This window comes from Luteimonas notoginsengisoli (genome assembly GCF_042648885.1).
In the GTDB taxonomy this organism is placed as follows: Bacteria; Pseudomonadota; Gammaproteobacteria; order Xanthomonadales; family Xanthomonadaceae; genus Luteimonas; species Luteimonas notoginsengisoli.
In genome coordinates this window covers 129,626-156,160 of record NZ_JBHRYF010000009.1, presented here as the reverse complement: position 1 = coordinate 156,160, position 26,535 = coordinate 129,626, and the positions used below count along the sequence as shown (strand labels likewise).

The 26,535-nt window shown below is 68.2% G+C and carries 15 protein-coding genes; 12 read left to right on the top strand and 3 right to left on the bottom strand.

Translation table 11 applies throughout. From position 1 onward, the window contains the following. The first annotated feature begins 118 nt into the window (after positions 1-118). The 11 genes from ACFOM9_RS12795 (at position 119) to gyrA (ending at position 18,456) form a co-directional block, all read left to right on the top strand. Positions 119-1,231, top strand: a complete 1,113-nt coding sequence (locus ACFOM9_RS12795; protein WP_386711441.1) for an ABC transporter ATP-binding protein — start codon at positions 119-121, stop codon at positions 1,229-1,231. A 159-nt stretch (positions 1,232-1,390) separates the two neighbouring features. Beyond that, on the top strand, positions 1,391-2,188 hold the full coding sequence (gene otsB / locus ACFOM9_RS12790; RefSeq protein WP_386711439.1) for a trehalose-phosphatase: 798 nt from the start codon (positions 1,391-1,393) through the stop codon (positions 2,186-2,188). A 4-nt stretch (positions 2,189-2,192) separates the two neighbouring features. Further along, positions 2,193-3,995 carry a glycoside hydrolase family 15 protein gene (locus ACFOM9_RS12785; RefSeq protein ID WP_386711436.1) on the top strand — a complete coding sequence of 601 codons (1,803 nt, stop codon included), beginning with the start codon at positions 2,193-2,195 and terminating at the stop codon, positions 3,993-3,995. Further along, complete coding sequence (otsA, locus tag ACFOM9_RS12780; protein ID WP_386711433.1) at positions 3,992-5,359, top strand: alpha,alpha-trehalose-phosphate synthase (UDP-forming); 1,368 nt, start codon at positions 3,992-3,994, stop codon at positions 5,357-5,359. Before ACFOM9_RS12785 ends, otsA begins: the two co-directional genes overlap by 4 nt. Positions 5,360-5,626: 267 nt before the next feature. Beyond that, a complete protein-coding gene (smc, locus tag ACFOM9_RS12775) occupies positions 5,627-9,145 on the top strand; it encodes a chromosome segregation protein SMC (protein WP_386711430.1) in 3,519 nt (1,172 codons plus the stop codon). 112 nt (positions 9,146-9,257) lie between these two features. After that, positions 9,258-10,004, top strand: a complete 747-nt coding sequence (zipA, locus tag ACFOM9_RS12770; RefSeq protein ID WP_386711427.1) for a cell division protein ZipA — start codon at positions 9,258-9,260, stop codon at positions 10,002-10,004. Positions 10,005-10,221: 217 nt separating this feature from the next. Further along, positions 10,222-12,573: an NAD-dependent DNA ligase LigA gene (gene ligA, locus ACFOM9_RS12765; protein ID WP_386711424.1), complete on the top strand. Its 2,352-nt coding sequence runs from the start codon at positions 10,222-10,224 to the stop codon at positions 12,571-12,573. Between the two features lie 94 nt (positions 12,574-12,667). Beyond that, entirely contained in the window at positions 12,668-13,654 is a 987-nt protein-coding gene (gene epmA, locus ACFOM9_RS12760; RefSeq protein ID WP_386711421.1) for an EF-P lysine aminoacylase EpmA, read from the top strand. A gap of 94 nt (positions 13,655-13,748) precedes the next feature. Then, a complete protein-coding gene (locus tag ACFOM9_RS12755) occupies positions 13,749-14,333 on the top strand; it encodes a DUF3011 domain-containing protein (RefSeq protein WP_386711418.1) in 585 nt (194 codons plus the stop codon). 62 nt (positions 14,334-14,395) lie between these two features. After that, on the top strand, positions 14,396-15,463 hold the full coding sequence (mtnA, locus tag ACFOM9_RS12750) for an S-methyl-5-thioribose-1-phosphate isomerase (protein ID WP_386711416.1): 1,068 nt from the start codon (positions 14,396-14,398) through the stop codon (positions 15,461-15,463). 389 nt (positions 15,464-15,852) lie between these two features. Next, on the top strand, positions 15,853-18,456 hold the full coding sequence (gene gyrA / locus ACFOM9_RS12745) for a DNA gyrase subunit A (protein ID WP_386711413.1): 2,604 nt from the start codon (positions 15,853-15,855) through the stop codon (positions 18,454-18,456). 276 nt (positions 18,457-18,732) lie between these two features. On the opposite strand, the gene ACFOM9_RS12740 is transcribed toward gyrA, so the two are convergent. From ACFOM9_RS12740 to ACFOM9_RS12730, 3 genes are read right to left on the bottom strand one after another with little or no spacing between them, the layout of a single operon-like run. Then, positions 18,733-19,413, bottom strand: a complete 681-nt coding sequence (locus ACFOM9_RS12740; RefSeq protein ID WP_386711410.1) for a hypothetical protein — start codon at positions 19,411-19,413, stop codon at positions 18,733-18,735. Beyond that, on the bottom strand, positions 19,350-20,783 hold the full coding sequence (locus ACFOM9_RS12735; protein WP_386711407.1) for a phospholipase effector Tle1 domain-containing protein: 1,434 nt from the start codon (positions 20,781-20,783) through the stop codon (positions 19,350-19,352). Before ACFOM9_RS12735 ends, ACFOM9_RS12740 begins: the two co-directional genes overlap by 64 nt. Positions 20,784-20,798: 15 nt before the next feature. Further along, positions 20,799-21,446, bottom strand: coding sequence for a hypothetical protein (locus ACFOM9_RS12730; RefSeq protein ID WP_386711404.1), 648 nt, complete (start codon positions 21,444-21,446; stop codon positions 20,799-20,801). A 152-nt stretch (positions 21,447-21,598) separates the two neighbouring features. On the opposite strand from ACFOM9_RS12730, the gene ACFOM9_RS12725 reads away from it, so the two are divergent. Next, positions 21,599-26,530, top strand: a complete 4,932-nt coding sequence (locus ACFOM9_RS12725) for an alpha-2-macroglobulin family protein (protein WP_386711401.1) — start codon at positions 21,599-21,601, stop codon at positions 26,528-26,530. Positions 26,531-26,535: the final 5 nt, after the last annotated feature.

Here is a 26,535-nt window from a genome sequence, read left to right as displayed (position 1 = left end):
CGAGTGTAATGTCCGGAGGGCCGGAAGCCGGCGGTCCACAGCGTGATCACGCCAGCCGTCGCCCGGAACCGCGACGGTCGACAACAAAGGGTCCGCGGACCCGCGAACCGGAGAAGGCATGGCCAGCGTCGAACTCGACAAGTTGCGCAAGGTTTACCCGAACGGCTACGTCGGCGTGGCCGACGCCAGTTTCGAGGTCGCCGATGGCGAGTTGCTGGTCCTGGTCGGCCCGTCGGGCTGCGGCAAGTCGACCCTGCTGCGGATGATCGCCGGGCTGGAAACCATCACGTCCGGCCGGCTGTCGATCGGCGGGCGCCTGGTCAACGACGTCTCGCCCAAGGACCGCGACATCGCGATGGTGTTCCAGAGCTACGCCCTGTACCCGCACATGACGGTGGCCGAGAACCTCGCGTTCGGCCTGAAGCTGCGCGGCCACGACAAGGCCTCGATCGCCGGACGCGTGGCCGAAGCGGCGAAGACGCTCGAGCTCGACCAGCTGCTCGACCGCAAGCCCGGCGCGCTGTCGGGCGGCCAGCGCCAGCGCGTCGCGCTTGGCCGGGCGCTGGTGCGCAAGCCGCAGGTCTTCCTGCTCGACGAGCCGCTGTCCAACCTCGACGCCAAGCTGCGCATGTCGATGCGGGTCGAGATCGCGCGCCTGCATCGCCAGCTCGGCGCGACCATGGTGTACGTCACCCACGACCAGATCGAGGCCATGACCCTCGGCCAGCGCATCGTGGTGCTCAAGGACGGGCAGATCCAGCAGATCGACACGCCCATGGCGCTGTACGAACGGCCGGCGAACGTGTTCGTCGCCACGTTCCTCGGCAGCCCGAAGATGAACCTGCTGCAGGGCGAACTGGTCGAAGGCGCAAGCGAAGACGATCGCGGGCTGTGGCTGCGCATCGCCGACAATATCGAGCTGCCGTTGTCTCCCGATGCTGCAATGGGCGACGCGTTGCGGGCACGGCTTGGGCAGCGCGTCGAGATGGGCCTGCGACCGGAAGACATGCGCATCGCCGGCGACAGCGATGGCGCGCGCTTGGCGGCAAGGGTGGAAGCGGTGGAACCGGTCGGCAACGAAGCCTTCGTCAACCTGCGCTTCGGCGACAGCGAGATCATCCTGCGCCGGCCTCCCAACGACCTGCCTGCGCCGGGCGACCTGGTGCATCTCGCGCACGCGCCGGGACGTGCGCACTTCTTCGACACCGGGACCGGCGCGCGGATCGGCTGACGGTTCGCGCGATTGCATCCCTGGCGGTTGGCGACACGTAGCGGCTTGTTCCAGCAGCATTTCGAGCTGCAAGAAACTCGCCGAACCTGACGCGCCAGCGCACGCGCGCGCTCGACGATTCACGCTGAATTTACGGCTCCGCGTTCCATCATGGAACGAATGCACAACCACGATCAGAAACAAGACGCTGTTTCCAGTCCCATTGCGGCGCCGCAGGATGCGCCGCCTCCGCCCGCGGACGATTGGGCGCTGTTCCTTGATGTCGACGGCTGTCTGCTCGATCTGGCCAGCACCCCCGATGCGGTCGTCGTTCCCGACGGGCTGCGCGCGCAGTTGGAGGCATTGCAACTGCGCCTGGACGGGGCGCTGGCGCTGGTGAGCGGGCGCACCATTGCGACGCTCGACGCGCTGTTCGTGCCGTCGCGCTTCAACGCAGTGGGGCTGCATGGCGTCGAACAGCGCCGCGGCGGCGCCGAGCCTCGGACGGAGCACGCACCGGAACTGGACGATGTGCGCAAGGCCGCCACGCGCCTGGCCGCGGTCTATGACGGCACCGTGGTCGAGGACAAGGGGCGGGCCCTGGCGCTGCACTGGCGCCGCGCGCCTGATGCGGAGCCGGCGCTGCTGGCGTTTGCCGCGCACTCGCTCGAGCAATTGCCGGGCTACCGGCTGCAGCACGGCAAGCAGGTCGTCGAGTTGTACCCGGGCGGCAGCGGCGAGCACCCGATCGACAAGGGTGGGGCCATTGCCGGCCTGCTCGACAGCCCGCCGTTCCGGGGACGGCTGCCGGTGTTCGCCGGCGACGACCTCACCGACGAGAGCGGCTTCGAAGTGGTCAACGCGCGCGATGGGCTAAGCGTGCTGGTGGGCGATCGCGCGCCCAGCGCCGCGCGCCGTCGGCTGCGCGATCCGGCGGCGGTGCGCGCCTGGCTCGGCGTAGCGCACGGGGCAGGGTGATCCGATGTCCGATTCGCTGCAATCCGGACCGCCACAGGACCTGGCACTCGGCCTGGTCGGCAACGGAAGTTTCGGCGCGCTGTTCGACGCCCACGCGCGACTGGTCTGGTGCTGCCTGCCCGCATTCGACGGGGACCCGGCGTTCTGTTCGCTGCTGCAGCCGCGTTTGGATGGCGGCTCCTGGGACCTCGAACTGGAAGGCCTGGCGTCGTCCGAGCAGTCCTACGACAAGAACACCGCCATCCTGCGCACGGTCCTGCGCGACGGCACCGATGGCGTGATCGAGATCATCGACTTCGCGCCGCGATGGCGCCAGCACCAGCGCTTCTATCGCCCGGTGATGCTGGCGCGCCGCGTGCGCGTGCTGTCCGGGCGCCCACGGATCCGCGTGCGCCTGCGCCCGCTCGCGGACTGGGGCGCGCGCGTCCCCGAACACACCTGGGGCAGCAACCACATGCGTTTCCTGCTGCCCGGCATGGTGCTGCGGGTGACCACCGACCTGCCGCTGCGCGCGCTGCGCGACGAGCTGTCGATCGTGCTCGATCGCGACCTGCACTTCGTGCTCGGCCCTGACGAAACCCTGACCCGATCGGTCGGCGAGTTCGTGCGCGAGGCCGAGCTGCGCACCCGCGATTACTGGCACGAATGGGTGCGCTACCTGTCGATCCCGGCCGAGTGGCAGGAGGCGGTGATCCGCAGTGCGATCACGCTCAAGCTCTGCCAGTACGAGGACAGCGGCGGCATCATCGCCGCGCTGACCACATCCATTCCCGAGGCGCCCGGCACCCAGCGCAACTGGGACTACCGCTACTGCTGGCTGCGCGACGCGGGGTTCGTGGTCCGCGTGCTCAACCGGCTCGGCGCGACCCGGTCGATGGAGGAGTACATCCACTACATCTTCAACCTCGCCACCGGCGAGGACGGCGACATGCAGCCCGTGTACGGCATCGCCTACGAAGGCGAGCTGGCCGAGGAGGAGATGCCGGCCCTGCGCGGCTACCGCGGCATGGGGCCGGTGCGCCGCGGCAACCTGGCCTGGCTGCAGAAGCAGCACGACACCTACGGCAGCGTGATGCTGGCTTCGGCGCAGATGTTCTTCGACCGGCGGCTGGAGCACGCCGGCGACGAGGCCGCGTTCCGTCGCCTGGAACCGCTCGGCGAACGGGCCTGGGCGCTGCACGACAAGCCCGACGCCGGGCTGTGGGAGTTCCGAGGCCGCGCAGACGTGCACACCTATTCCAGCGTGATGTGCTGGGCCGCCTGCGACCGCCTGGCGATGATCGCCGACGCGCTGCGGCTCGAGGACCGGCACCGGGCCTGGCGCGAGCGCGCACACACCATCCGCGAACTGGTGCTAAAACGCGGCTGGAACGACTCGCTAGGCCACTTCGTCGACGTGTTCGATGGCGAGCGGCTGGACGCCTCGCTACTGCTGCTCGCGGACTTGGGGTTCGTGACCGCCGACGATCCGCGCTTCATTGCCACCGTCGAGGCGATCGGCCGCACGCTCAAGCGCGGCGACGGCCTGTACCGCTACCTGGCCGAGGACGACTTCGGCGCGCCAGAGACCAGCTTCACCATCTGCACCTTCTGGTACATCGATGCGCTGGCCGCGATCGGCCGCAGCGAGGAGGCGCGCGCGCTGTTCGAACGCGTGCTGGAGCGGCGCAATCACCTGGGCCTGCTGTCGGAGGACCTGGCGTTCGATACCGGCGAGGCCTGGGGCAATTTCCCGCAGACCTATTCGCACGTCGGCCTGGTGATGGCGGCGACCCGGCTGTCGCGGCCGTGGCAGGACTTCTCGTGAGTCGCCTGGTCGTCGTTTCCAACCGCGTGGCGCTGCCGGGGGAGAACCGCGCCGGCGGCCTGGCGGTCGCGCTGGAAGCGGCGCTGCAGGAAAGCGGCGGGCTCTGGTTCGGCTGGAGCGGCAAGACCGTGCGCGAAGCCAGCGGCGCGCTGCACGAGGCGCAGGAAGGCGACATCCGCTACCTCACCATGGACCTGTCGCGCGCCGACCTGGACGCTTACTACAACGGCTTTTCCAACCGCACGCTGTGGCCGCTGCTGCACTTCCGCCTCGACCTGGTGGACTACGACCGCGAGACCCGCGGCGGCTATGGCGCGGTGAACGTGCTGTTCGCCGACAGGCTCGCGCCGCTGCTGCGCGAAGACGACACCGTATGGATCCACGACTACCATCTGATCCCGCTGGCCAGCCTGCTGCGCGAGCGGGGCATCGGCTGCCGGATCGGCTTCTTCCTGCACGTGCCGATGCCGTCGGCGGACATGGCCGCCGCGCTGCCTGACCACGCGCGCCTGTTCTCCACGCTGTACGCGTACGACTTGGTCGGCTTCCAGACCCTGCGCGACGTGGAGCGCTTCCAGGACTACGTGCGCTTGTTCGGCGGCGGCCGGGTGCTGGAGGAAGGCGTGCTGGAAGCGCCCGATGGGCACCGCTTCCGCGCCGCCGCGTTTCCGATCAGCATCGACACCCGCCGCATCGCCGACCAGGCTCGGCAGGCGGTGACCAAGCCCACCGTGCGCCTGCTGCGCGAAAGCGTGAAGCCGCGGCAGCTGGTCATCGGCGTCGACCGCCTCGACTATTCCAAGGGCCTGCCCGAACGTTTCCGCGGCTTCGAACGCTACCTGGCGCGGCACGCCGACCAGAAGGGCGGGCTGACCTACCTGCAGATCGCGCCGATCTCGCGCGGCGAGGTCTCCGAATACCAGTTGCTGCGCAGCGAACTGGAGCGGATCGCAGGCCACGTCAACGGCCAGCACGCGGCGCCGGACTGGACGCCGCTGCGCTACGTCAACCGCAATTTCGCCCACACCACGCTGACCGGCTTCTACCGGACCGCGCGGATCGGGCTGGTGACCCCGCTGCGCGACGGCATGAACCTGGTGGCCAAGGAGTTCGTGGCGGCCCAGGATCCCGAAGACCCAGGCGTGCTGGTGCTGTCGCAGCTGGCCGGCGCGGCTTACGAGATGCGCGAGGCCCTGCTGGTCAATCCTTACGATCTGGACGGTGTCGCCGATGCCATTGCCACGGCGGCGCACATGCCGCGTCAACAGCGCATCGAACGCTGGCGGGCGATGATGGACTACCTGCGCGAGAACGACATCGACGCCTGGCGCCGGCGCTATCTTGCCGCCCTGCGGGCCACCTGAAGCCGCCCGCCGCCGCTTTCCCGCGATTTGGCGAGGATGGCAGCCCGCCATCGACCCCCCATCCGGTCCGCTTGCTCACCTTCGGCGATCGCGCGGAATAGCGGGTCGTGGGCTTGCGTTGCGGCCGTTATACTGACCTGTGGTCGCGGCTCCCGGGTCGCCTTGTTGCCAATCCAATCAAGGGTTTGGCGACACAAATACATCCCATTTCTCCCTATGAATGCGGCATCGGGCCTGCCCGGCGCCGCCGAGGCAAGCAAACGCCGCATGCGCCTGTCCACGATCAAGCTGTCCGGCTTCAAATCCTTCGTCGATCCCACCACGCTGCACCTGCCGACCAACATGACCGGCGTGGTGGGTCCGAACGGTTGCGGCAAGTCCAACATCATCGATGCCGTGCGCTGGGTGATGGGCGAGAGCTCGGCCAGCCGCCTGCGAGGCGACTCGCTGACCGACGTGATCTTCTCCGGCTCGACCGCGCGCAAGCCGGTGTCGCAGGCGACGGTGGAGCTCATCTTCGACAACTCCGATCACGCCATCAGCGGCGAGTACGGCGCGTTCAACGAGATCTCGGTCAAGCGCTCGGTCTCGCGCGACGGCCAGAGCAACTACTACCTCAACGGCGCCAAGTGTCGCCGCCGCGACATCACCGACCTGTTCCTGGGCACTGGCCTGGGCCCGCGCAGTTACTCGATCATCGAGCAGGGGATGATCAGCCAGATCATCGAGGCGCGGCCGGAAGACCTGCGCGTGTACCTGGAGGAGGCCGCCGGCATCTCCAAGTACAAGGAGCGCCGCAAGGAAACCGAGACCCGCATCCGCCATACCCGCGAGAACCTCGAGCGCCTGACCGACCTGCGCGACGAAGTCGGCAAGCAGCTGCAGCATCTGGCCCGGCAGGCGAAGCAGGCCGAGCAGTACACCGCGATCCAGGCCGAACGCAGGATTCGCGACGCGGAGTGGAAGGCCCTGGAATACCGGCGCCTCGACGCGCAGCTCGCCGCGTTGCGCGAGGGCCTGTCGCAGGAGGAAACCCGCCTGCAGCAGCTGATCGCCGAGCAGCGCGAAGCCGAGCGCGAGATCGAGACCGGCCGCGTGCGTCGCGAAGAGGCGATGGATGCGCTGAACAAGGCGCAGGCCGAAGGCTACGAGGTGGGTGGCAACCTGGCCCGGATCGAGCAGCAGATCGCGCACCAGCGCGAAATGGCCCAGCGCCTGCAGCGCGCCCGCGACGAAGCGCAGGCCGCGCTGGCCGAGATCGGCCAGCACATCCAGGGCGACGAAGCGCGCCTGGAGCTGCTGCAGGAAGCGATCGCGGACGCCGAGCCGCAGCTCGAGCAGCTGCGCGAGGAAGACGGCATCCGCCAGGACGCGCTGCGCGACGCCGAAGCTGCGCTCGCCGACTGGCAGCAGCGACAGGACGCGCACGCCCGCGAACAGGCCGAAGCGGCGCGTGCCGGCGACGTCGAGCGCACCCGCGTCGATTACCTCGACCGCCAGGCATTCGAAGCCGATCGCCGCCGCGAACAGCTGGCCGGCGAGCGGGCCGCGCTCGACCTGGCCGCGCTGGCCGAAGCCTTCGCCGGGATCGAAGCGCAGCACGAAGAACAGAAGGCCTCGCTCGACACCCTCGGCAGCGAGCTGGAGCAGCGCAAGCAGGCGGTCACCGCGCTGCAGGACCAGCAGCGCAGCGCACAGACCGAACTGGCCGAGGTGCGCAAGCAGGCCCAGGAAAAGCGCGGCCGGCTGTCGTCGCTGGAAACCCTGCAGCACGCCGCGCTCGGCCAGGAGCAGGGCGCCGCCGTGGAGTGGCTGCGCCAGCACGGACTGGATTCGGCGGCGCGGGTGGGCGAGCGCCTGCAGGTGGAAGCAGGCTGGGAAAACGCGGTCGAGGGCGCGCTCGGGCAGCTGATCGAAGGCGTGCTGGTCGACAGCCCGGAAGCGCTGGTTGAGGCGCTGGGCGACCTCGGCGAAGGCCGGCTTGCGCTGGTGTCGTCCGCGTCCGGCAATGCCGACTTCGCGCCGACCTCGCTGGCCGCGAAGGTCCAGGGCCCGTTGGCGATCCGCCAGCTGCTGGGCCGGTTGCATGTGGCCGAAACGCTGGATGAGGCGCGCGCGCTGCAGGCGCGGCTGACCGAAGCCGGGCACACCGATCATTCGGTCATCACCCGCCACGGCGAGCGCCTCGGTGCCGGCTGGGTGCGGGTGCTGCGCTCGGGCGCTGCCAAGCAGGGCGCGCTGCTGCGCGAGCGCGAGATCCAGTCGCTGCGGGTCGAGATCGAAACGCTGCAGGATCGCGAGCACGCGCTCGAGCGCGACATCGCCGCCTGGCGCGACCGCCTGCTCGCCGCCGAGCAGCAGCGCGAGGACGCGCAGCGCGGGCTGTACATGGCCCATCGCAGCGTCTCCGAACTCGCTGGCCAGTTGCAGAGCCAGCAGGGACGGCTGGAGTCCGCCCGCAACCGCATCGGCAGGATCGATGCCGACGTCGAACAGCTGGTCGAAACCCTCGACACCAGCCGCGAACAGTCGCGCGAGGCGCGCACCCGGCTCGAAGATGCCGTGACGCGCATGGCCGAGCTGGAAGGCGCGCGGCAGGCGCTGGAAGCCGAGCGCCGCAGCCTGGTCGAAGCCCGCGACGCCGCCCGCACGGCCGCCCGCGAGTCGCGCGAGACCGCGCACGCGCTGGCGCTGACCCTCGAGTCGCAGCGCACCCAGGTCAATGCGCTGGCGCAGTCGCTCCAGCGCATGGGCAGCCAGCGCGGCCAGCTCGACAACCGCCTCGGCGAACTCGCCACGCAGCTGTCCTCCGGCGAAGAAGATCCCGCCGAAGCGCTGGAACGCCAGCGCCAGGTCGTGCTCGAACAGCGGGTGTCCGCCGAACGTGCGCTGGCGGCCGCGCGCACCGCGCTCGAAGGCATCGACAACGAGCTGCGCACGTTCGAGCAGACCCGCCACCAGCGCGACGAGCAGTCTCTGGCGCAGCGCGAGGCGATCTCGCAGCGCAAGCTCGACCAGCAGGCGCTGGTGATCCACGCCGAACAGCTGTCGGCTGCGGTGGCCGAGGCGGGCTTCGTCCTCGACGAGGTCGTCGCCGGACTCGCCGAAGAGGCCGAGGTGTCCGCGTGGGAAAAGATGGTGACCGACTTCGATGCGAAGCTGCGCCGGCTGGAGCCGGTCAACCTCGCGGCGATCGCCGAGCACGCCGAGGCTGCGCAGCGCAAGGACTACCTGGACGCCCAGGACGCGGACCTCACCACTGCGCTGGAAACCCTGGAAGACGCGATCCGCAAGATCGATCGCGAGACCCGGGGCCGCTTCAAGGACACCTTCGACCGGGTCAATTCCGGCGTGCAGGAGTTGTATCCGCGCCTGTTCGGCGGCGGCCACGCCTATCTCGAGCTCACCGGCGAGGACATGCTCGACACCGGCGTGGCGATCATGGCGCGTCCGCCCGGCAAGCGCGTGTCCAACATCACCCTGCTGTCGGGCGGCGAGAAGGCGATGACGGCGGTGGCGCTGGTGTTCGCGATCTTCCGGCTCAACCCGGCGCCGTTCTGCCTGCTCGACGAAGTCGACGCACCGCTCGACGAGGCCAACGTCGGCCGCTTCACGGCGATGGTGTCGGAGATGAGCGAGCAGGTGCAGTTCCTGTTCGTCACCCACAACAAGGCGACGATGGAAGCCGCGCAGCAGCTGTCGGGCGTTACCATGCGCGAGCCGGGCGTCAGCCGCCTGGTCTCCGTCGACCTCGCCGAAGCCGCGCGCCTGGCCGGCGCCGCATGAAAACCGCGAACGGGAAATCGGCAATGGGGAACCCGAAGAGCAATCGCGCCCGTCATTGCCGTTACGATTCCCGATTCCCGATTCGCCATTCCCGCCCATAAAGGAGCGAACAATGTCCGACGCCTGGCTGCTGCGCCTGGGGATCCTCGTCGCCGGCGTGGTCCTGATCGCCGCGATCTACTTCTTTGGACGGCCACGCCGCAAGGGGCAGGGGCGCCGCCTCAAGCCAGAGGAGCGCGGCGGCCGCACCGAGCCCACGCTGGGCGCGCAGATCGAGAATGAGCTGGCCCAGGCGCCGGACGGCGGCAGCGAAACCGTGGTGCAGGCGGAGATGGAACTGCTCGACCGCGCCGTCGGCAGCACCGCCGCGATGGCCGCCAGCGAACTGGGCAAGCGCGAGAACGACGACTTCGACAAGATCGTGACCCTGTACATCGCTGCCAAGGCCGGCGCGGTGCTGCATGGGCCGGACATCGTGGTCGCGGCCGAAAAGGCGGGCCTGACCTACGGCCACATGAACGTCTTCCACCGCCTGGTCGAGGCGCATCCGGAGCGCGGCCCGGTCTTCAGCGTCGCCAACATCATGAAGCCCGGCAGCTTCGACATGGCGCAGATCCAGGCGCTGGAAACGCCGGCCATCGCGTTCTTCCTGACCCTGCCGGCGCCGATCAACGCGCTCGACGCGTGGGAGGCGATGGAGCCGACGGCCCGGCGGATGGCCGAACTGCTCGACGGCGTGGTACTCGACGAATCGCGCAATGCCCTGGGCCGCCAGCGCATCGCCCACCTGCGCGAGGAACTGCGCACCTACGATCGCCAGCACGCGGCGCCGCCGGTCACTCGCTCGCCGCGCTGGTAGTCGCGCAGGCGCGCGACGGCCCGCCGCGATGCGTTGTGGGAGCGGCTTCAGCCGCGAGCTCTTGGCGTATACGCGGTCATCCTGGGAGCTCGCGGCTCAAGCCGCTCCCACGGGACCTCCCTGATCTCCCGGCCGATGCGGTGACCATGGATTTGGGGCTGAGCGACCCGGGCCAACGTCTGCATCCGCAACACACGTAGTGCCATAGGATTCCCCGATGCCCGCCGAAGCCGCCACCCGCATCGCCGAACTGCGTCGCCTGATCGACGACGCCAACCACCGCTACTACGTCCTCGACGATCCAGGCATCCCCGACGCCGAGTACGACCGCCTGATGCGCGAACTCGAGGCGCTGGAAGCCGGGCATCCGGAGCTGGCCACCCCCGACTCGCCCACCCAGCGGGTCGGTGCGGCGCCTTCGCGCGGGTTCGCCGAGCTCCGCCATGAGGTCCGCATGCTGTCGCTGGCCAACGCCTTCAACGATGCCGAAGTGGAGGATTTCGAGCGCAGGATCGAAGAGCGGCTGGACGTGGCCGATCCGGTGTTCTCGGTGGAACCCAAGTTCGATGGCCTGGCGATCAGCCTGCGCTATGAGGACGGCATGTTCGTGCAGGGCGCGACGCGCGGCGACGGCGAGAGCGGCGAGGACGTCACCGCCAACCTGCGAACCATCCGCGCCATTCCGCTGCGCCTGCGCGGAACGGGCTGGCCCCGCGTGCTCGAAGTGCGCGGCGAGGTCTACATGCCGCGCGCCGGCTTCGAGGCCTACAACGATCAGGCGCGCGCCTCCGACGGCCGCATCAAGCCGCTGGTCAACCCGCGCAACGCCGCGGCCGGCAGCCTGCGCCAGCTCGACCCGCGCGTCACCGCGCGACGCCCGCTGGCCTTCTACGCCTATGCGCTGGGCGCAGTCGAGGGCAGGGAGATGCCGGGCCGGCATTCGGAAGTGCTGGCGACGCTGCGCGGCTGGGGTTTCCCGGTGAGCCCGCTGGTCGCGACCGCGCGCGGCGCCGCGGGCTGCCTGGCCTACTACGCGGACATCGGCGCGCGGCGCGACGCATTGCCGTTCGATATCGACGGCGTGGTCTACAAGGTCGACGACCTGGCGTCGCAGCGCGAACTGGGCTTCGTCGGCCGCACCCCGCGCTGGGCGATCGCGCACAAGTTCCCGGCGCAGGAGGAGACGACGGTGGTCGAGGACATCATCGTCAACATCGGCCGCACCGGCGCCGCGACGCCCGCCGCAAAACTTGCGCCGGTGTTCGTCGGCGGCGTCACCGTCACCAACGCGACGCTGCACAACGCCGACCAGGTCGCCCGGCTCGACGTGCGCGTGGGCGATACCGTGATCGTCCGCCGCGCCGGCGACGTGATCCCGGAAGTGGTGCGGGTGCTGCCCGAGGCGCGCCCCAAGGGGACGAAGCCGTGGGCGATGCCGGCACATTGCCCGATCTGCGGTTCCGACATCGTGCGCGAAGAAGGCGAGTCCGTGTCGCGCTGTACCGGCGAACTGGCGTGCGCCGCGCAGCGCACGCAGTCGGTGTTCCATTTCGCCAGTCGCCGCGCGATGGATGTCGACGGCCTCGGCGAACGCTACATCGAGGCGCTCGGCGAGTCCGGCCATCTCGAATCGGTGGCGGACCTCTACCGGCTGGAACTCGGCGACCTGCTCGAGATGAAGCGGCGTGCCGACGAGCGCGACGGCAATACGCCCGAGGCCGCCAGGCCGGGAAAGGTGGCCACCAAGTGGGCCGAGAACCTCATCGCCGCGATCGATGCGAGCCGTCGCACCACGCTGGAGCGCTTCCTGTACGCGCTCGGCATCCAGCACGTCGGCGAAAGCACGGCCAAGGCGCTTGCCGCGTGGTTCGGCGATCTTGAACTGATCCGACACGCGCCCTGGCCGCTGCTGAAGCTGGTGCCCGACATCGGCGACGAAGTCGCGCGCGCGATCGATGCGTTCTTCGAACAACCCGGCAACCAGAAGGTGATCGACGACCTGCTGGCGCGTGGCGTGCGGATCGCCGACGGGCATCCGCCGAGTGCCAAGCTGCGCGCGGCGCTCGCGACCGGCCGCGTGCTGGCGCAGATGAACATCCCCAGGCTGACCGCGAAGCGCGCGGAGCAGCTCGAAACCGCGTTCGATTCGATCGTGGCGGTGGCCGCCGCCGACGTCGATGCGTTAGAGGAGACCGGATTGCCGCGTGAAACCGCCGAATCCGTGCACGGCTTCCTCGCCGGGCGCGAAGGCCATGCGCTGGTCGGGCGTACGAACCGCGCCCTCGAACGTCTGCGGGAGGCGAGCGCCGACGTGCGCGAGGCGCAGGCCGGTCCGCTCGAAGGCAGCACGGTCGTGCTCACGGGCACGCTCGCTTCGCTGACGCGCGACAGCGCGAAGGATCGGCTCGAGGCGCTTGGGGCGAAGGTTTCCGGCAGCGTGTCGAAGAAGACCTCGTTCGTCGTGGCGGGCGAGGCGGCCGGCTCCAAGCTCGCCAAGGCCGAGGAACTGGGCGTCGAGGTCTGGGACGAGGCACGGCTGCTGGCGTTCCTCTCCGATCACGCCGCATGAACATCGGGGGCGGCCACGGCCGCGATTCCGCGCGTCGGTTCCTTCGCGACCATGGGCGGTTCCATTGGCCGCAAACCCCTTCCCGGCGCACGCTATGAGCAGCTGGAAACCCTCCGCCTCGTTCGACACCCTGCGCCTGCGTGCCCGGCTCAATGCCGCGATCCGCGAATTCATGGCCCGGCGCGACGTGCTCGAAGTCGAGACGCCGATTCTGTCGCTGGCCGGCAACACCGAGCCGAACATCGCTTCGTTCCCGCTCGAGTTTTCCGGCCGCACCGACGGCGCGCCGCGCACGCGCTGGCTGCGCACGTCACCCGAACATCCGCTCAAGCGGCTGCTCTGCGCCGGCCTTGGCGACTGCTACGAACTCGGCCGCGTGTTTCGCGACGGCGAGGCGGGCGGTCGCCACAATCCCGAGTTCACCATGCTCGAGTGGTACCGCCTCGGCATGGACCACCTGGAACTCGCCGGCGAGACCGCGGCGCTCGTGCGCATGGCGCTGGCGCTGGTGGGGCGGGACGCCAGCGTCGAAGCGATTTGCTATCGCGAGCTGTACCAGCGCGAACTCGGGATCGATCCGATGACGGCGCCGGACGAATTGCTGCGTGCTGCCTTCGGAACCACCCTCGATCCCGACGGGCTGGTGCGCGACGACTGGCTCGACCTGCTGATGACCCATCGCATCCAGCCCGGGCTCGACGCGGACGCGATCCTCATTGTCCATGACTACCCCGCCTCGCAGTGCGCGCTGGCTCGCATTCGCCAGCCCGGGTCCACGCACGCAGGCGATCCCCCGGTGGCGGAGCGCTTCGAGCTCTATCTGGGCCCATTGGAATTGGCCAATGGCTACCACGAGCTCGCCGATGCGCAGGAGCAGCGGGCACGGTTCGAACGTGACGTGATGGTGCGTCGTGGTCGCGGCGCGCCGGCGCCGGCGGTCGATGCGCACCTGCTCGACGCGCTCGCGCACGGCCTGCCCGGATGCGCGGGCGTCGCGCTGGGCGTGGATCGGCTCCTGATGGCCATGTTGCGCACGCCCGCGATCGCGGATGTGCTCGCGTTCGACTTTGCGCGTGCCTGAACGGCGGAACAGGCCTGTCAACGGAATGCGGCAGCTTCGCGTTCCCGTTCACATGCGCATTGTAGATTTCGTCCATCCGCCACGAGGACTCGCCATGAACATGGTCATCCGCTTCGCCATCGCACTGGCCGCCGGCAGTCTCGTCGGCTGCGTGGGGTACGGATATCCGGGAGAAAGTTATGGCGGAGGCTATGCGGGCGATTACCGGCCTCCCGGCAACGCCTATCCCGGCGACGGCGCTTATCCGGGCGACGGTTACGGCTACAGCATCCGCTGCGAATCCGAGGACGGCCGCTCGCGCCAGTGCAGCGTCGATACCCGCGGCGGCGTTCGTATCGGCCGCCAGCTCTCGAAGGCGCCCTGCATCCAGGGGAGCAGCTGGGGTTATGACCGCCGCGGCGTCTGGGTGTCCCAGGGCTGTCGCGCCGAGTTCGTGGTCGGCGCGGGCGGCGATTACCGGCGGGGCAATCGCCTTGGGAACCCTGGCGACAGTGGCCGCATCGTGCGCTGCGAATCCGACGACCAGCGCCAGCGTCGCTGCGATGCAAGCGTCCGCCGCGGCGTGGACATCGTGCGCCAGCTATCGCGCACCCGCTGCGTGCAGGGCCAGAACTGGGGCTGGGACCGCGGCGGGATCTGGGTCACCGGCGGTTGCCGCGCGGAGTTCCGCATCCGCTGATCCGCGCGGGAGTGCGCCGCCGGACACGCGACGCCGAGCGGTGCCCGGTAGACTCGCACCCCATGCACGACACCGCGACCCCCACCATCGATTACGCGCGCTACGACCGCATCCGCCCGATCCGCTGGACCGGCGAGGTGCTTGAACTGCTCGACCAGCGCCGGCTGCCGTTTGAAGTGGACTACCTCGCCTGCACCACCAGCGACGAGGTGGCTACGGCCATCCATGCGCTCGCGGTGCGCGGCGCCCCGGCGATCGGCATCGCCGCGGCTTGGGGCACGGTGCTTGCCGCGCGTGGAGTCGACGCGGCGGATGGCGCAACGGCGCTTGCCACGATCGAACCCGCGCTGCATCGCCTCAACGCCGCCCGCCCGACCGCGGTCAACCTGGCCTGGGCGCTGGCGCGGATGCGCCGTGCGCTTGAAGCTGCCGGCAGCGACTGGCGCGAGGTGCTGGAGCGCGAGGCGCATGCGATCGAAACCGAGGACCTGGCCGCCAATCGCCGCATGGGTGAACTCGGCGCCAGCCTGATCGCGCCGGGCAGCGGCGTGCTCACCCATTGCAACACCGGCTCGCTGGCCACGGCCGGCTTCGGCACCGCGCTTGGCGTGATCCGCGCCGGCGTCGCACAGGGACGCATCGGCAAGGTGTTCGCCGACGAGACGCGGCCGTGGATGCAGGGCTCGCGGCTGACCGTCTGGGAACTGCAGCAGGACGGCATCGATGCCACGCTGATCGCCGACGCCGCCGCCTCGCACCTGATCAAGGACGGGCAGGTGGATTGGGTGGTGGTGGGCGCCGACCGCATCTGCGCCAATGGTGACGTGGCCAACAAGATCGGCACCTACCAGCTGGCGATCTCGGCGCGCCACCACGGCAAGAAGTTCATGGTGGTTGCGCCGTCGTCCACGGTTGACATGGACACCGCATCCGGCGACCTGATCGAGATCGAGGAGCGCGACCCATCCGAGTTGCTTGGGGTTTCCGGCAGCCGCACCGTCGCCGACGGCATCCACGCCTGGAATCCGGTGTTCGACGTGACCCCGGCCGCGTTGATCGATGCCATCGTCACCGAGAAGGGAATCGTCGAGCAGCCCGACGAGGACTCGATGCGGGCGATGTTCGGGTAGGTCCCGGTTCTTCGGAGCGGCATCGGCCGCAGTGCTTGTGGTTCCGATGGGCTTGCCTTGGCCAAAACCGCGACTTTTTCCGAATCCGCGCAGCTCCTGCGGGGATCCGGACGCAATCGCCCCAAGGTCGCTCCCGCAGGTTGGTCGATGCATGTAACAGCCCATCGGGATCGAGCGCCGCTGGCGGTACCGTCCCTCAAGGTTCCGACATGCCTCACGAGGTGGCCGGCACAGACCGAAAAACCCTTGCAAGCCCTTGTTTCCGCGCGGAAATCAGCCTGCATCGAGGGGCGGTTTTGTGATAGAATTCCGCCCTTGTGCAGGCGATGGCGCGGACCGGTTCCGCGTAGCGCGCGGCACGCCTCCGATTCGCACCGAAAAGAGTCCAGATGGCCGATCTCGCCAAGGAAATCATCCCCGTCAATCTCGAAGACGAGATGCGCCGCAGTTACCTCGATTACGCCATGAGCGTGATCGTCGGGCGCGCACTCCCGGATGTCCGCGACGGCCTCAAGCCCGTGCACCGGCGCGTGCTGTTTGCGATGACCGAGCTCGGCGCGCACAGCAACAAGCCTTATTTCAAATCCGCGCGCATCGTCGGTGACGTGATCGGTAAATACCATCCGCACGGCGACCAGTCGGTGTACGACACGCTGGTGCGCATGGCGCAGCCGTTCTCGCTGCGCTACCTGCTGGTGGACGGGCAGGGCAACTTCGGTTCGGTCGACGGCGACTCGGCCGCGGCGATGCGCTACACCGAGGCGCGCATGTCGCGCCTGGCCCATGAGCTGATGGCCGACATCGACAAGGAAACGGTCGATTTCCAGCCCAACTACGACGAGAAGGAGCAGGAACCGACGGTCATGCCGACCCGGTTCCCCAACCTGCTGGTCAACGGATCGGCCGGCATCGCGGTGGGCATGGCGACGAACATCCCGCCGCACAACCTGTCGGAAGTGGTCGACGCGCTGATCGCGCTGATCGACGATCCTTTGATGGACATCGAAGGCCTGATGGAACACATTCCGGGCCCCGATTTCCCCACCGGCGGCATCATCAACGGCGTCGGCGGCATCCACCTGGCCTACCGCACCGGCCGCGGCCGCGTGCGCATGCGCGCGCGCGCCGAGATCGAGGTGGCCGACAACGGCCGCGAGGCGATCGCGGTCACCGAGATCCCCTACCAGGTCAACAAGGCGCGGCTGATCGAGAAGATCGCCGAGCTGGTCAAGGAGAAGAAGCTCGAGGGCATCAGCGAATTGCGCGACGAGTCCGACAAGGACGGCATGCGCATCTACATCGAGGTCAAGCGCGGCGAGTCGGCCGACGTGGTGCTCAACAACCTCTACCAGCAGACCCAGATGGAGTCGGTGTTCGGCATCAACATGGTGGCGCTGGTCGACGGCCGCCCGCAGTTGCTGAACCTCAAGCAGATCCTCGAGGCGTTCGTCCGCCATCGCCGCGCGGTAGTGACGCGCAGGACGATCTTCGAGCTGCGCAAGGCGCGCGCACGCGCCCACGTGCTGGAAGGCCTGACGGTCGCGCTCGCCAACATCGACGAGATGATCGAGCTGATCAAGACTTCGGCCAATCCCAACGAGGCGCGCGAACGCATGCTGGCGCGCACCTGGGAGCCGGGCCTGGTGGGCGCACTGCTGGCCGCCTCCGGCAGCGATGCGTCACGCCCCGAAGACCTGCCCGCTGGCGTTGGCCTGCGGGCGGACGGTTACCAGCTGACCGAGACCCAGGCGCAGCAGATCCTGGAGATGCGCCTGCACCGCCTGACCGGGCTGGAGCAGGAAAAGCTCACCGAGGAGTACCGGCTACTGCTGGAGACCATCCGCGGACTGATCGAGATCCTCGAAGATCCCGACGTATTGCTGGAAGTGATCCGCACCGAGCTGCGCAACGTCAAGGAAGAGTTCGGCGACGCGCGCCGCAGCGAGATCCGCGCCAGCGAGGAGGATCTCGACATCCTCGACCTGATCGCGCCCGAGGACGTCGTGGTCACGCTGTCGCACGCCGGCTATGCCAAGCGCCAGCCGGTCAGCGCCTATCGCGCGCAGAAACGCGGCGGTCGCGGGCGCAACGCCGCGGCAACCAAGGAAGAGGATTTCATCGACCAGCTGTGGCTGGTCAACACCCACGACACCCTGCTGACGTTCACCAGTGCCGGACGCGTGTTCTGGCTGCCGGTGCACCAGCTGCCGGAAGCCGGCCCGCATGCGCGCGGGCGCCCGATCATCAACTGGATCCCGCTGGAATCCAACGAACAGGTGCAGGCGGTGCTGCCGGTGCGCGAGTATCGCGACGACTGCTTCGTGTTCTTCGCCACCCGCCACGGCACGGTCAAGAAGACTCCGCTGACCGAGTACGCCTATCGCCTGCAGCGCGGAAAGATCGCGATCAACCTCGCCGATGGCGATTCGCTGGTGGGCGTGGCGCTGTCCGACGGAAACCGCGACATCATGCTGTTCGCCAGCAACGGCAAGGCCGTGCGGTTCGCCGGCAGCACCGTGCGTCCGATGGGTCGCACCGCTACCGGCGTGCGCGGCATGCGCCTGGCCGACGGCGAGGAAGTCCGCAGCCTGATCGTGGTCGACGGAGAAGGCGACATCCTGACCGCCAGCGAGCGCGGGTACGGCAAGCGCACGCCCGAGGCGGACTATCCGCGCAAGGGTCGCGGAACCCAGGGCGTGATCGCGCTCCAGACCACCGCGCGCAACGGCAAGCTGGTCGGCGCGATCCAGCTGTCGGACAGCCATGAGGTCCTGCTGATCTCCGACGGCGGCACGCTGGTGCGCACGCGCGCATCGGAAATCTCGCAGGTCGGCCGCAACACCCAGGGCGTGACCCTGATCCGGCTGGGTGCCGGCGAAAGCCTCCAGGCCATCGAGCGCGTGGATGCGTCGCTGGATGCGGGCGATGACGACGAGCCCGGCGTTGCGGCCGCGGCCGTCCCGGAACAGCTGGCACCGCCGCCCGCAGGCTGAGCGCGACACTGAAGCATGGAAGGCCCGGCTCGCCGGGCCTTCCGTTTGTCCGGACCCCCGAATTCTGACGGGGCGGATCGAGCCGCGTGTTTTCGCGCCTCGTTTCGGAACTCGCTCAGTGCTTCCGTAAGGCTCGGCAGGGGCCGCCCGTCGATGGATGTAGTGGTAAGCCAGCCTTGCTTCGGTTGAAGCCCGCTGGAAACCAGCCGACCTGCCTACATTGGCCTCGGAGTTGCAGCCATCACGAACTGGAACCAGAACACGCTCGGTCGAGGTCTATGGCTCGAGGAGCACGTATTCCCCGTCGCTGCCGTAGCGCGTGGCCTGTCGACCCACTTTCGCGCACAGGTCATCGCCGCAGCGCGTCAGCATGCCGTTCCGGGTTGCGTGCAGGATGTCCTGGCCGAACTCGGCGCGCTGGATGTCGCGCATGCTCTTCCAGGCGATGTAGCCGCTGCCGCCCGCGGCGAGCAGCGATCCGATAGTCAACGCGACCAGCGCCTTCCACACGAGGCCGCCCTGCGCGCGGGCCAGCTGCTTGCGCTGATCATCCATGTCCAGTGCCGCGCGGCGCGCTGTCTGGACGCCTGCCTGCAGGTGAACGTCGAGCTCCCCCAAGGCCTGCGCGGTGCCCTGCGCCACCATTTGCGCGGCCTGTTCCCGGACGATTCGCAACGCGTCGCCGGCCAGTCGGGTCGCACCTGATTCCAGGCGGTGCATGCCCTGGTCGAGGGCTTCGCGGCAGGTTTCGATCTGCTGCACCGCCTGCGCACTCCTGGCATCGAGCTGATTGGCGATCGTCGCCAGCTTGAGCAGGGATTGCTTGAGTTCATCCAGCTCGTCCTGGTGGCCTGTCGTCATGCGGATTCCTCCCTGATTCCCGGCATGCCGTGTCACATGCGCATGGCGTGCGATCGGTGCGGCTGTTCGACGGCTTGTTGCTGCTGCACCAGCCATGCTGCCTGCAGTTCCTGCGCCTGCGCGGCTCGACCGTGGTCGTACACGTCCTGCCGCCAAGCCTGTCCATCCGCTGAATTCAGGTAGTCGTTGCCGACTGCATGCATTCCCCGGTTGTCGCCCTGGAGTGCGGCGCGATGCAGGCGGTCGAACAGGCGCTCCGTCTCGCTCCGCGGCATGTCCGCTTGCAGCTCCGCCCCGTCCTTCCCGGATACGGGGGCGATGTCTTGTGTGCGCGCGGCGGGTAGCGGACCGATCGGAACGCCGCGTCGTTCGAGCCGGCGGTCCATGGCCGGGTCGAAAGGTTCCTTCTCCGCGCACAGGGTCGCGTCGTTGCGGCAGAAGGCGTCCGGCGCGAGGTCGTCGTGATGGTTGCGCACGCCGTCGCGGTAACCGCGCTCGGTGTAGATCCACGAATGCTGGTCGGAGCGGTGCACCACGGTCTGCGCGGGATCGTCGGGGACGGCACGCTTGGCGAGGAAGGGGTGGTCACTGAAACTGTTGAGGTAGTCGATCCCGAGGTTGTGGCTGCGCACGCCAAAGCCATTCAGGGTGTAGGTGTCACCGATATCGCTGTGCGCGCCGCCAACGGTGATGTTGAGGAAGCGGTTGCCCTCGGTGAAACCGGGCTCGATCAGGTTGGTGGACTCGAACTGGTCGCGGCGTTCGTCCTCGGCGGTGATCTGCAGGGCCGACATCACCGTCGGCGGCAGGCGGCGGTCGTGTTCCTTGACGCCGGTGGACACGGGGTCGTACAGCAGCGCGGCCTGGATGGTCTGGCCTGGCGGGACCAATGGTGGCCTTGTGTACTCGACGTCCTTGATCAGGCCGTCCTTGAAGTAGGTGTACGCCGCTTCCTCTGGATCCTGGATGCCGCGATCTTCGATCATGCGAAGCAGCGCCGCCGTCTCTTCCGAGCCGCGGCTGAAACCGATGCCGATGATCCGGATCTGCGCGTCGGGGTCCTCGCGGAGCCAGTCCTTGGCCTGTTTGCAGAACTGGTCATACGCTGTCTCTACGCGTCGCCCAAAGGTGTAACCGCTGACGCCATCGATGTAGCGCAAAAGCGGATTGTCTTGTGTGAATGTGCCTTCGACGTATCCAACTGCGACGATTTTGGGCTTTGACACCTCAATCTGTTTCGCGATCTTCGCGACGGCGCTCCAGTTTGCCGGTGCATCTTTGAACATGCTGTTCCCGGTGCCATCCAGGGCGGCGACGTAAAGACGCTCGTGCAGATTGTCGACATGCAACAACACCGGCACCTGTAATCGCGATACCTCTCGTTCCGCGCGCGAGTAACTATCGAGATCACGCCGATCGGCCGGATAGGTGTCCACCCCGTCAACTCTGCTGTCCAGTTCCTTCATGGCTTGCTTCCTTGCTCAGTAGGTACGGCTGAAAACCTCGATCAGGTCGTCACGATAGTCGCTGTATTTGTTGTCTGGAATCTGCAGTGATTTCGTTGAAATTCGGGCCCGCATGTAAACTTTGATTGTGCGGTCGTTGACTTCGAGGATGATGTCGGGATGGGAGATGCTGGCGGTTTCGGAGATTTCCTCTCGTTTGAGGTTGTGACGGATCAGACGATCCTTGAAGATCTCGCCGATATCGATCTCAGCCCGAAGTGATGTTCCATCCTTCGATTTCCAAGCCACAACGGCTGGTGGTGGAAAGTTGGCGATACTCAGGAAGCCGGCTTTAAGCAAGCCGTCACGCGATCGCCCATACGACGCGACAGACGGACTCGGCTCTTCGGATCCGTGAGGAAAACCGTTGTAGAGCACTTCGCAACTTTGGGTATCGAAACAATGAGCGCCGAAGTTGTGCCGCACAAACCACAGCGGCCAATCCGCCACGGTGCCCGTGTAAGGACCGTGGCCCGGCGGGGGCACCATGTTCGGTGGCACGGCTTCGCTGCCGGCCGGAGACGGGGGGAAGGCTGAGGTCATCGGGGAATGGCATCCTGTCACTGCGATCGCGGCCAGCGCTGCGGCCAGTACGGGATCGTGGAGCCGGAGGGGGCGGTTCATCAGGTTGGCATCCTTGCACCTGGCTGTGGCTGGAATCTAAACCGCCTGCCGCCAAGCTGCAACTCCTGCCGGCTTCCCGGTTCGCCGACCCATCGCATCGGCGGTTGCGAGGTTCGCCCTATACTTCCGCCGAACCGGGAGATGGACCTGACATGCGCAATCGCGACTTCGGGGTGGCCGCTGCGGCTGCCGTGGCCAAGTGGACGTTCGTTCTGCTGCTCGCCATCGGCCTGGTGGCCTGCAAGCGCAGCCCGCACGGACAGCTCCCCGAAGCCAGCGGCGAAGCAGTCAAGGCCGAACGGGCGAAGGTCGAGGGCTTCGCGCTCGTGCGTGCCTATCCCGACCAGGGACGCGACGCGCTGGCCATCGCGCTGGAGTTCTCGCAGCCGCTGGTGGGGACCCAGGATTTCGATCGTTTGCTGACCTTCGCCGAACCGGTGGGCGACAAGAGCAGCTGGTCGCTGGACGAGGACGGCAAGACCCTGCGGTTCCCGTTCGTCGAGGCCAACAAGCACTACACGCTGCGGATTTCCGGCGCGCTGACCGCAGCCGATGGCAGCAGGCTCGGCAAGGACGTCGAGCAGAAGGTGTTCACCGGAGAACTCGATCCCGCGGTGGGCTTCGCCTCGCAGGGCAGCGTGTTGCCGGCGCGGGATTCGCGCGGGCTGCCCGTGGTTTCGGTCAACGTCGACGAGGTGGACGTCGAGTTCCTGCGCGTGGGGGAGAAATCGCTGTCGCAGTTCTTCGCCGAGTACCAGCGCGGCGGACGGCGAGGCAGCTGGGAGCTGGAACGCGATTACAGCGGACACGTGCCGCTGTCGAAGCTCGCCAGTTCGGTCTATGTGAACCGCTTCGTGCTCGGCGGCAAGCGCAACGAGCGCGCACTGACTTACCTGCCAGTGCAGAACATCCCGGAGCTGCAGGAGCCGGGGTTGTACTTCGCTGTGATGAAGCGCGCGGGCCAGTTCCAGGACCAGTTCGAGACCGCGTTCTTCACGGTCAGCGACATCGGCCTGCATGCGCGGGCCTACAGGGACAAGCTGTACGTACATACCGCCTCGCTGCGCGACGGCAGTTCGGTCGGTGGCGTGGAGCTGCGGATCCTCGACCCGCAGGGCGACACGTTCCTCAAGGGCGAGACCGACGGCAACGGCAATGCGTTGCTGAACTACAAGCTGCAGTCCGGGCACGTGCTGGTCGCCAGGCGCGGCGGGGACATCTCGCTGCTGCCGTTCAACCAGCCCGCGCTCGATCTGTCCGAGTTCGCGGTCGCCGGGCGGGAATCGGCCTGGTTCGACGTGTTCGCGTGGTCCGGCCGGGACCTCTATCGGCCCGGCGAGACGGTGCGGGTGTCGGCGCTGTTCCGCGACAACGACGGCAAGCCGGTGGCAGCCAAGGGCAAGGGCGCGCAGCCGCTATTCGTGCGCCTGAAGCAGCCCGACGGCAAGACCTTCCTCGACAGCCGCCTCGAGGCCGGCGAACTGGGTTATTTCAAGTTCGAGAAGACCATTCCCGTGGATGCACCGACGGGGCGTTGGCAGGTCGAGTTCCGCACCGACCCGGCGAGCGCGGAAGCGGTGGAGGGGATGACGCTGCGAATCGAGGAATTCCTGCCCGAACGCATGAAACTCGACCTGGCCAGCGCCGATGCGGTGCTCAAGCCCGGCCAACCGTTGCGGCTGGAGGCCATCGGCGCCTACCTCTACGGCGCGCCGGCCGCCGGCAATCGTTTCAGCGCCAAGCTCGCCGTTGCGGTGGAGCAACATCCGCTCGAACAGCTGCCCGGCTATTTCTTCGGTGACCCGACCGTCGAACTGCCGAGGGAAGCGAAGGAGGTCGTCGACGCCGAGCTCGACGCCAAGGGCAAGCTGGCGCAGGACATCGCGCTGCCCGACGAGGTCAAGCCGGTCACGCCGGTGGCGGTGGTCGTGTCCGGCAGCCTGTACGAGACCGGCGGCCGCAGCGTCAATCGTTCGCTCAAGCGGGTGATGTGGCCGGCCGACGCGCTGGTCGGGGTGCGGCCGCTGTTCGACGACGCCGAAGGCGCCGACAGCAACGGCAACGCCGGCTTTGAACTGGTACGCGTCGGCAGCGACGCCAGGCCGCGCCCGGGCAAGGGCCTGAAGGTCACGCTGGTGCGGGAGCACCGCGACTACCACTGGAACTACGACGAGGACGACGGCTGGGACTACGACTTCACCCGCCGGTTCGAGAACGTGCAGACGAAGACGGTCGACTCCGGCGCGAACGCCGTGCGCCTGGATTTCCCGGTGGAGTGGGGCGAGTACCGCGTCGACGTGCTCGATCCCGCGACCGGCCTGACCATGCGTTATCCGTTCCGCGCCGGCTGGAGCTGGGACGACCAGAACCGCGGGCTCGATGCGCGTCCCGACAAGGTCAAACTGTCGCTGGACAGGACCGGCTACAAGGCCGGCGACACGCTCAAGGCCACGGTCACGCCGCCGCACGCCGGCAAGGGCGTGCTGCTGGTCGAGAGCGACAAGCTGCTGTACGTGCAGGACATCGACGTCAAGGCGGGCGGAAGCACGTTCGAGATACCGGTAACCAAGGAATGGGAGCGTCACGACGTCTATGTCACCGCGCTGGTGTTCCGCGGCGGCAGCGTACCCAGCAAGATCACGCCCGCGCGCGCGGTGGGCGTGGCCTGGGTGCCGATGGACCGCAAGGCGCGTCGCGTCGCGGTCGGATTGAAGGCGCCGACGCAGATGCGTCCCGAACAGCCGATGCGGGTGATCGTGAGCGTGCCCGAGCTCGCTGGCCAGCAGGCTTACGCGACGGTATCGGCGGTCGATGTCGGGATCCTCAACATCACCCGCTTCCCGGTCCCCGATGCCAACAAGCACTTCTTCGCGCAGCGGCGCCTCGGCGTGGATGCGTACGACCTGTACGGCCGCGTGATCGAGAGCTTCGAGGGCGGCATGGCGAAGCTTCGCTTCGGCGGCGACATGGCGCTGGAGGCCCTGCCGCAGGCGCGTCGACCGACGGCCCGGGTGCAGACGGTCGACCTGTTCGCTGGCCCGGTCAAACTCGACGCCAAGGGCAACGCACGCATCGACCTGCCGGTGCCGGACTTCAATGGCACCCTGCGCGTCTCGGCCCTGGTGTTCTCGGCCGACCGCTATGGCAATCGCGACGTTGAAACGGTGGTGCGCGCGCCGATCGTCGCCGAGGCCAGCCTGCCGCGCGTGCTCGCGCCCGGCGACAGCAGCACGGTGACGCTGGACCTGACCAACTTCACCGGCAAGGCCGGCGCCTTCAAGGTGCGCGTGGATGGCATCGGGCCGGTCTCGATCGGAGACGGCGTGCGCGATGCCAGGATTGCGGCGGAAGGCAAGACGACGCTGAGTTTCCCGCTCACCGCCAAGGAGGGCTTCAGTACCGCCAACGTGCGCGTGCGCGTGGAGGGCAACGGCTTCAAGGTCGACCGGCGCTACGACCTGCCGGTGCGCCCGGCGTGGCCGGCAGTGCTGCGCGCCCGCACCCAGGTGCTGGACCAGCTTGCGGCGGTGTCGCTGGGGGCCGATTTCGCCGGCGGCCTGATGCCCGGCTCGGTCAACGCGCGGATGACGGTCAGCGCGATCCCGCCGATCCCGTTCGCCAGCGCCCTGCAGGGCGCGCTGAACTATCCCTACGGCTGCGCCGAGCAGACCACCAGCAAGGGCTACGCCGCACTGGAACTCGATCCGGCGACGGCGAAGATGCTGGGCGCCACCGGCCTGGACGCCGACCGGCGCCGTGCGCGGATGGAAGGTGCATTCGGCCGCCTGGCTTCGATGCAGGTCAGCTCCGGACACTTCTCGATGTGGGGCGACGATAACTACGTCAGTCCGAACCTGACGCCATACGTGGTGGAGTTCCTGCTTGATGCGCGCGAAGGCGGATTCCAGGTGCCCGACGGCGTGCTGCAGAAGGCGCTGCAGCGCCTCAACGAGGACCTGCTGGCCGGCGGCCACGAGTTCTACGGCCGCGACCACCGCTCGCACCTGAAGTTTGCCTACCAGGCGCACGCCGGCTACGTGCTGGCACGAGTCAACCGTGCGCCGCTGGGCACGCTGCGTGCGCTGTACGACAACGAACGCAAGAACACGCTGACGGGGCTGCCGCTCGTGCATCTTGGCCTCGCGCTGGCGATGCAGGGCGACAGGAAGCGTGGCGAAAGGGCGATCGCCGAAGGCTTCGCGTTCAAGGGCGATCGCCCGGGCTATCTCGGCGATTACAGCAGCCCGCTGCGCGACATCGCGCTGATGATCGCGCTGACCCACGAGCGCGGTTACGCCAAGCCGGCGTACGACGCGCGTGCGATCGACCTCGGCCGCGAACTCGACGCCCGCCGGAACAGCGGCTGGCTTTACATGAGCACGCAGGAACAGGTGGCGCTGGCGCGACTGGGCAAGGCGCTGATGGCCGGGCAGGACAAACGAGTCTCCGGGACGTGGCGCGTGGGCGACGCCGAGGAGACGGTTGCCGCGGCGAAGCTCGTCGGCCGGATGTTCGATCATGACGCACTGGTCAGCGGCGTGCGCTTCGATCCCAAGGGCGAGCCGCCGCTGTACGCGAGCCTCGAGGTGGCCGGCGTCCCGCGCACGTCGCCCGCGCCCGACTTCAGTCAGGTCAAGGTGGAACGCAAGTGGTACGGCACCGACGGCAAGCCGTGGAAGCCCGGTCCGCTGAAGGAAGGCGAGGCGCTGATCGTCGCCGTCAGCATGACCGCCGACCGCAGCATGGCCGATGCGCTGCTCACCGACCTGCTGCCCGCGGGCCTTGAAGTCGAAAACTTCAATCTCGGCGACGGGAAGCAGTGGGCCGACGTGGTGGTCGACGGCATCGGCATCACCGACCGTGCCAACGCCGCCGACGTGGTCCACGAGGAATACCGCGACGACCGCTACGTGGCCGCGCTCAAGCTGGACGCAGGCAACACGGCGCGCGTGTTCTACCTGGTTCGCGCGGTCACGCCAGGCACGTACACCGTGCCGCCGCCGCTGGTCGAGGACATGTACCGTCCCGAGTTGCGCGGAGTGGGCCGGTCGGTGCCGGCGAGCATCACGGTGGTGCAGCCGTGAGGCCT

Excerpts from the sequence above, each read along its gene's own strand:
- ACFOM9_RS12735 (WP_386711407.1), bottom strand. The coding sequence starts at position 20,783 with ATGAAGGAACTGGACAGCAGAGTTGACGGGGTGGACACCTATCCGGCC.
- ACFOM9_RS12725 (WP_386711401.1), top strand. The coding sequence starts at position 21,599 with ATGCGCAATCGCGACTTCGGGGTGGCCGCTGCGGCTGCCGTGGCCAAG.
- ACFOM9_RS12795 (WP_386711441.1), top strand. The coding sequence starts at position 119 with ATGGCCAGCGTCGAACTCGACAAGTTGCGCAAGGTTTACCCGAACGGC.
- ligA (WP_386711424.1), top strand. The coding sequence starts at position 10,222 with ATGCCCGCCGAAGCCGCCACCCGCATCGCCGAACTGCGTCGCCTGATC.
- ACFOM9_RS12785 (WP_386711436.1), top strand. The coding sequence starts at position 2,193 with ATGTCCGATTCGCTGCAATCCGGACCGCCACAGGACCTGGCACTCGGC.
- gyrA (WP_386711413.1), top strand. The coding sequence starts at position 15,853 with ATGGCCGATCTCGCCAAGGAAATCATCCCCGTCAATCTCGAAGACGAG.
- ACFOM9_RS12755 (WP_386711418.1), top strand. The coding sequence starts at position 13,749 with ATGAACATGGTCATCCGCTTCGCCATCGCACTGGCCGCCGGCAGTCTC.
- epmA (WP_386711421.1), top strand. The coding sequence starts at position 12,668 with ATGAGCAGCTGGAAACCCTCCGCCTCGTTCGACACCCTGCGCCTGCGT.
- otsB (WP_386711439.1), top strand. The coding sequence starts at position 1,391 with ATGCACAACCACGATCAGAAACAAGACGCTGTTTCCAGTCCCATTGCG.
- ACFOM9_RS12730 (WP_386711404.1), bottom strand. The coding sequence starts at position 21,446 with ATGAACCGCCCCCTCCGGCTCCACGATCCCGTACTGGCCGCAGCGCTG.
- ACFOM9_RS12740 (WP_386711410.1), bottom strand. The coding sequence starts at position 19,413 with ATGGCTGGTGCAGCAGCAACAAGCCGTCGAACAGCCGCACCGATCGCA.
- zipA (WP_386711427.1), top strand. The coding sequence starts at position 9,258 with ATGTCCGACGCCTGGCTGCTGCGCCTGGGGATCCTCGTCGCCGGCGTG.
- mtnA (WP_386711416.1), top strand. The coding sequence starts at position 14,396 with ATGCACGACACCGCGACCCCCACCATCGATTACGCGCGCTACGACCGC.
- smc (WP_386711430.1), top strand. The coding sequence starts at position 5,627 with ATGCGCCTGTCCACGATCAAGCTGTCCGGCTTCAAATCCTTCGTCGAT.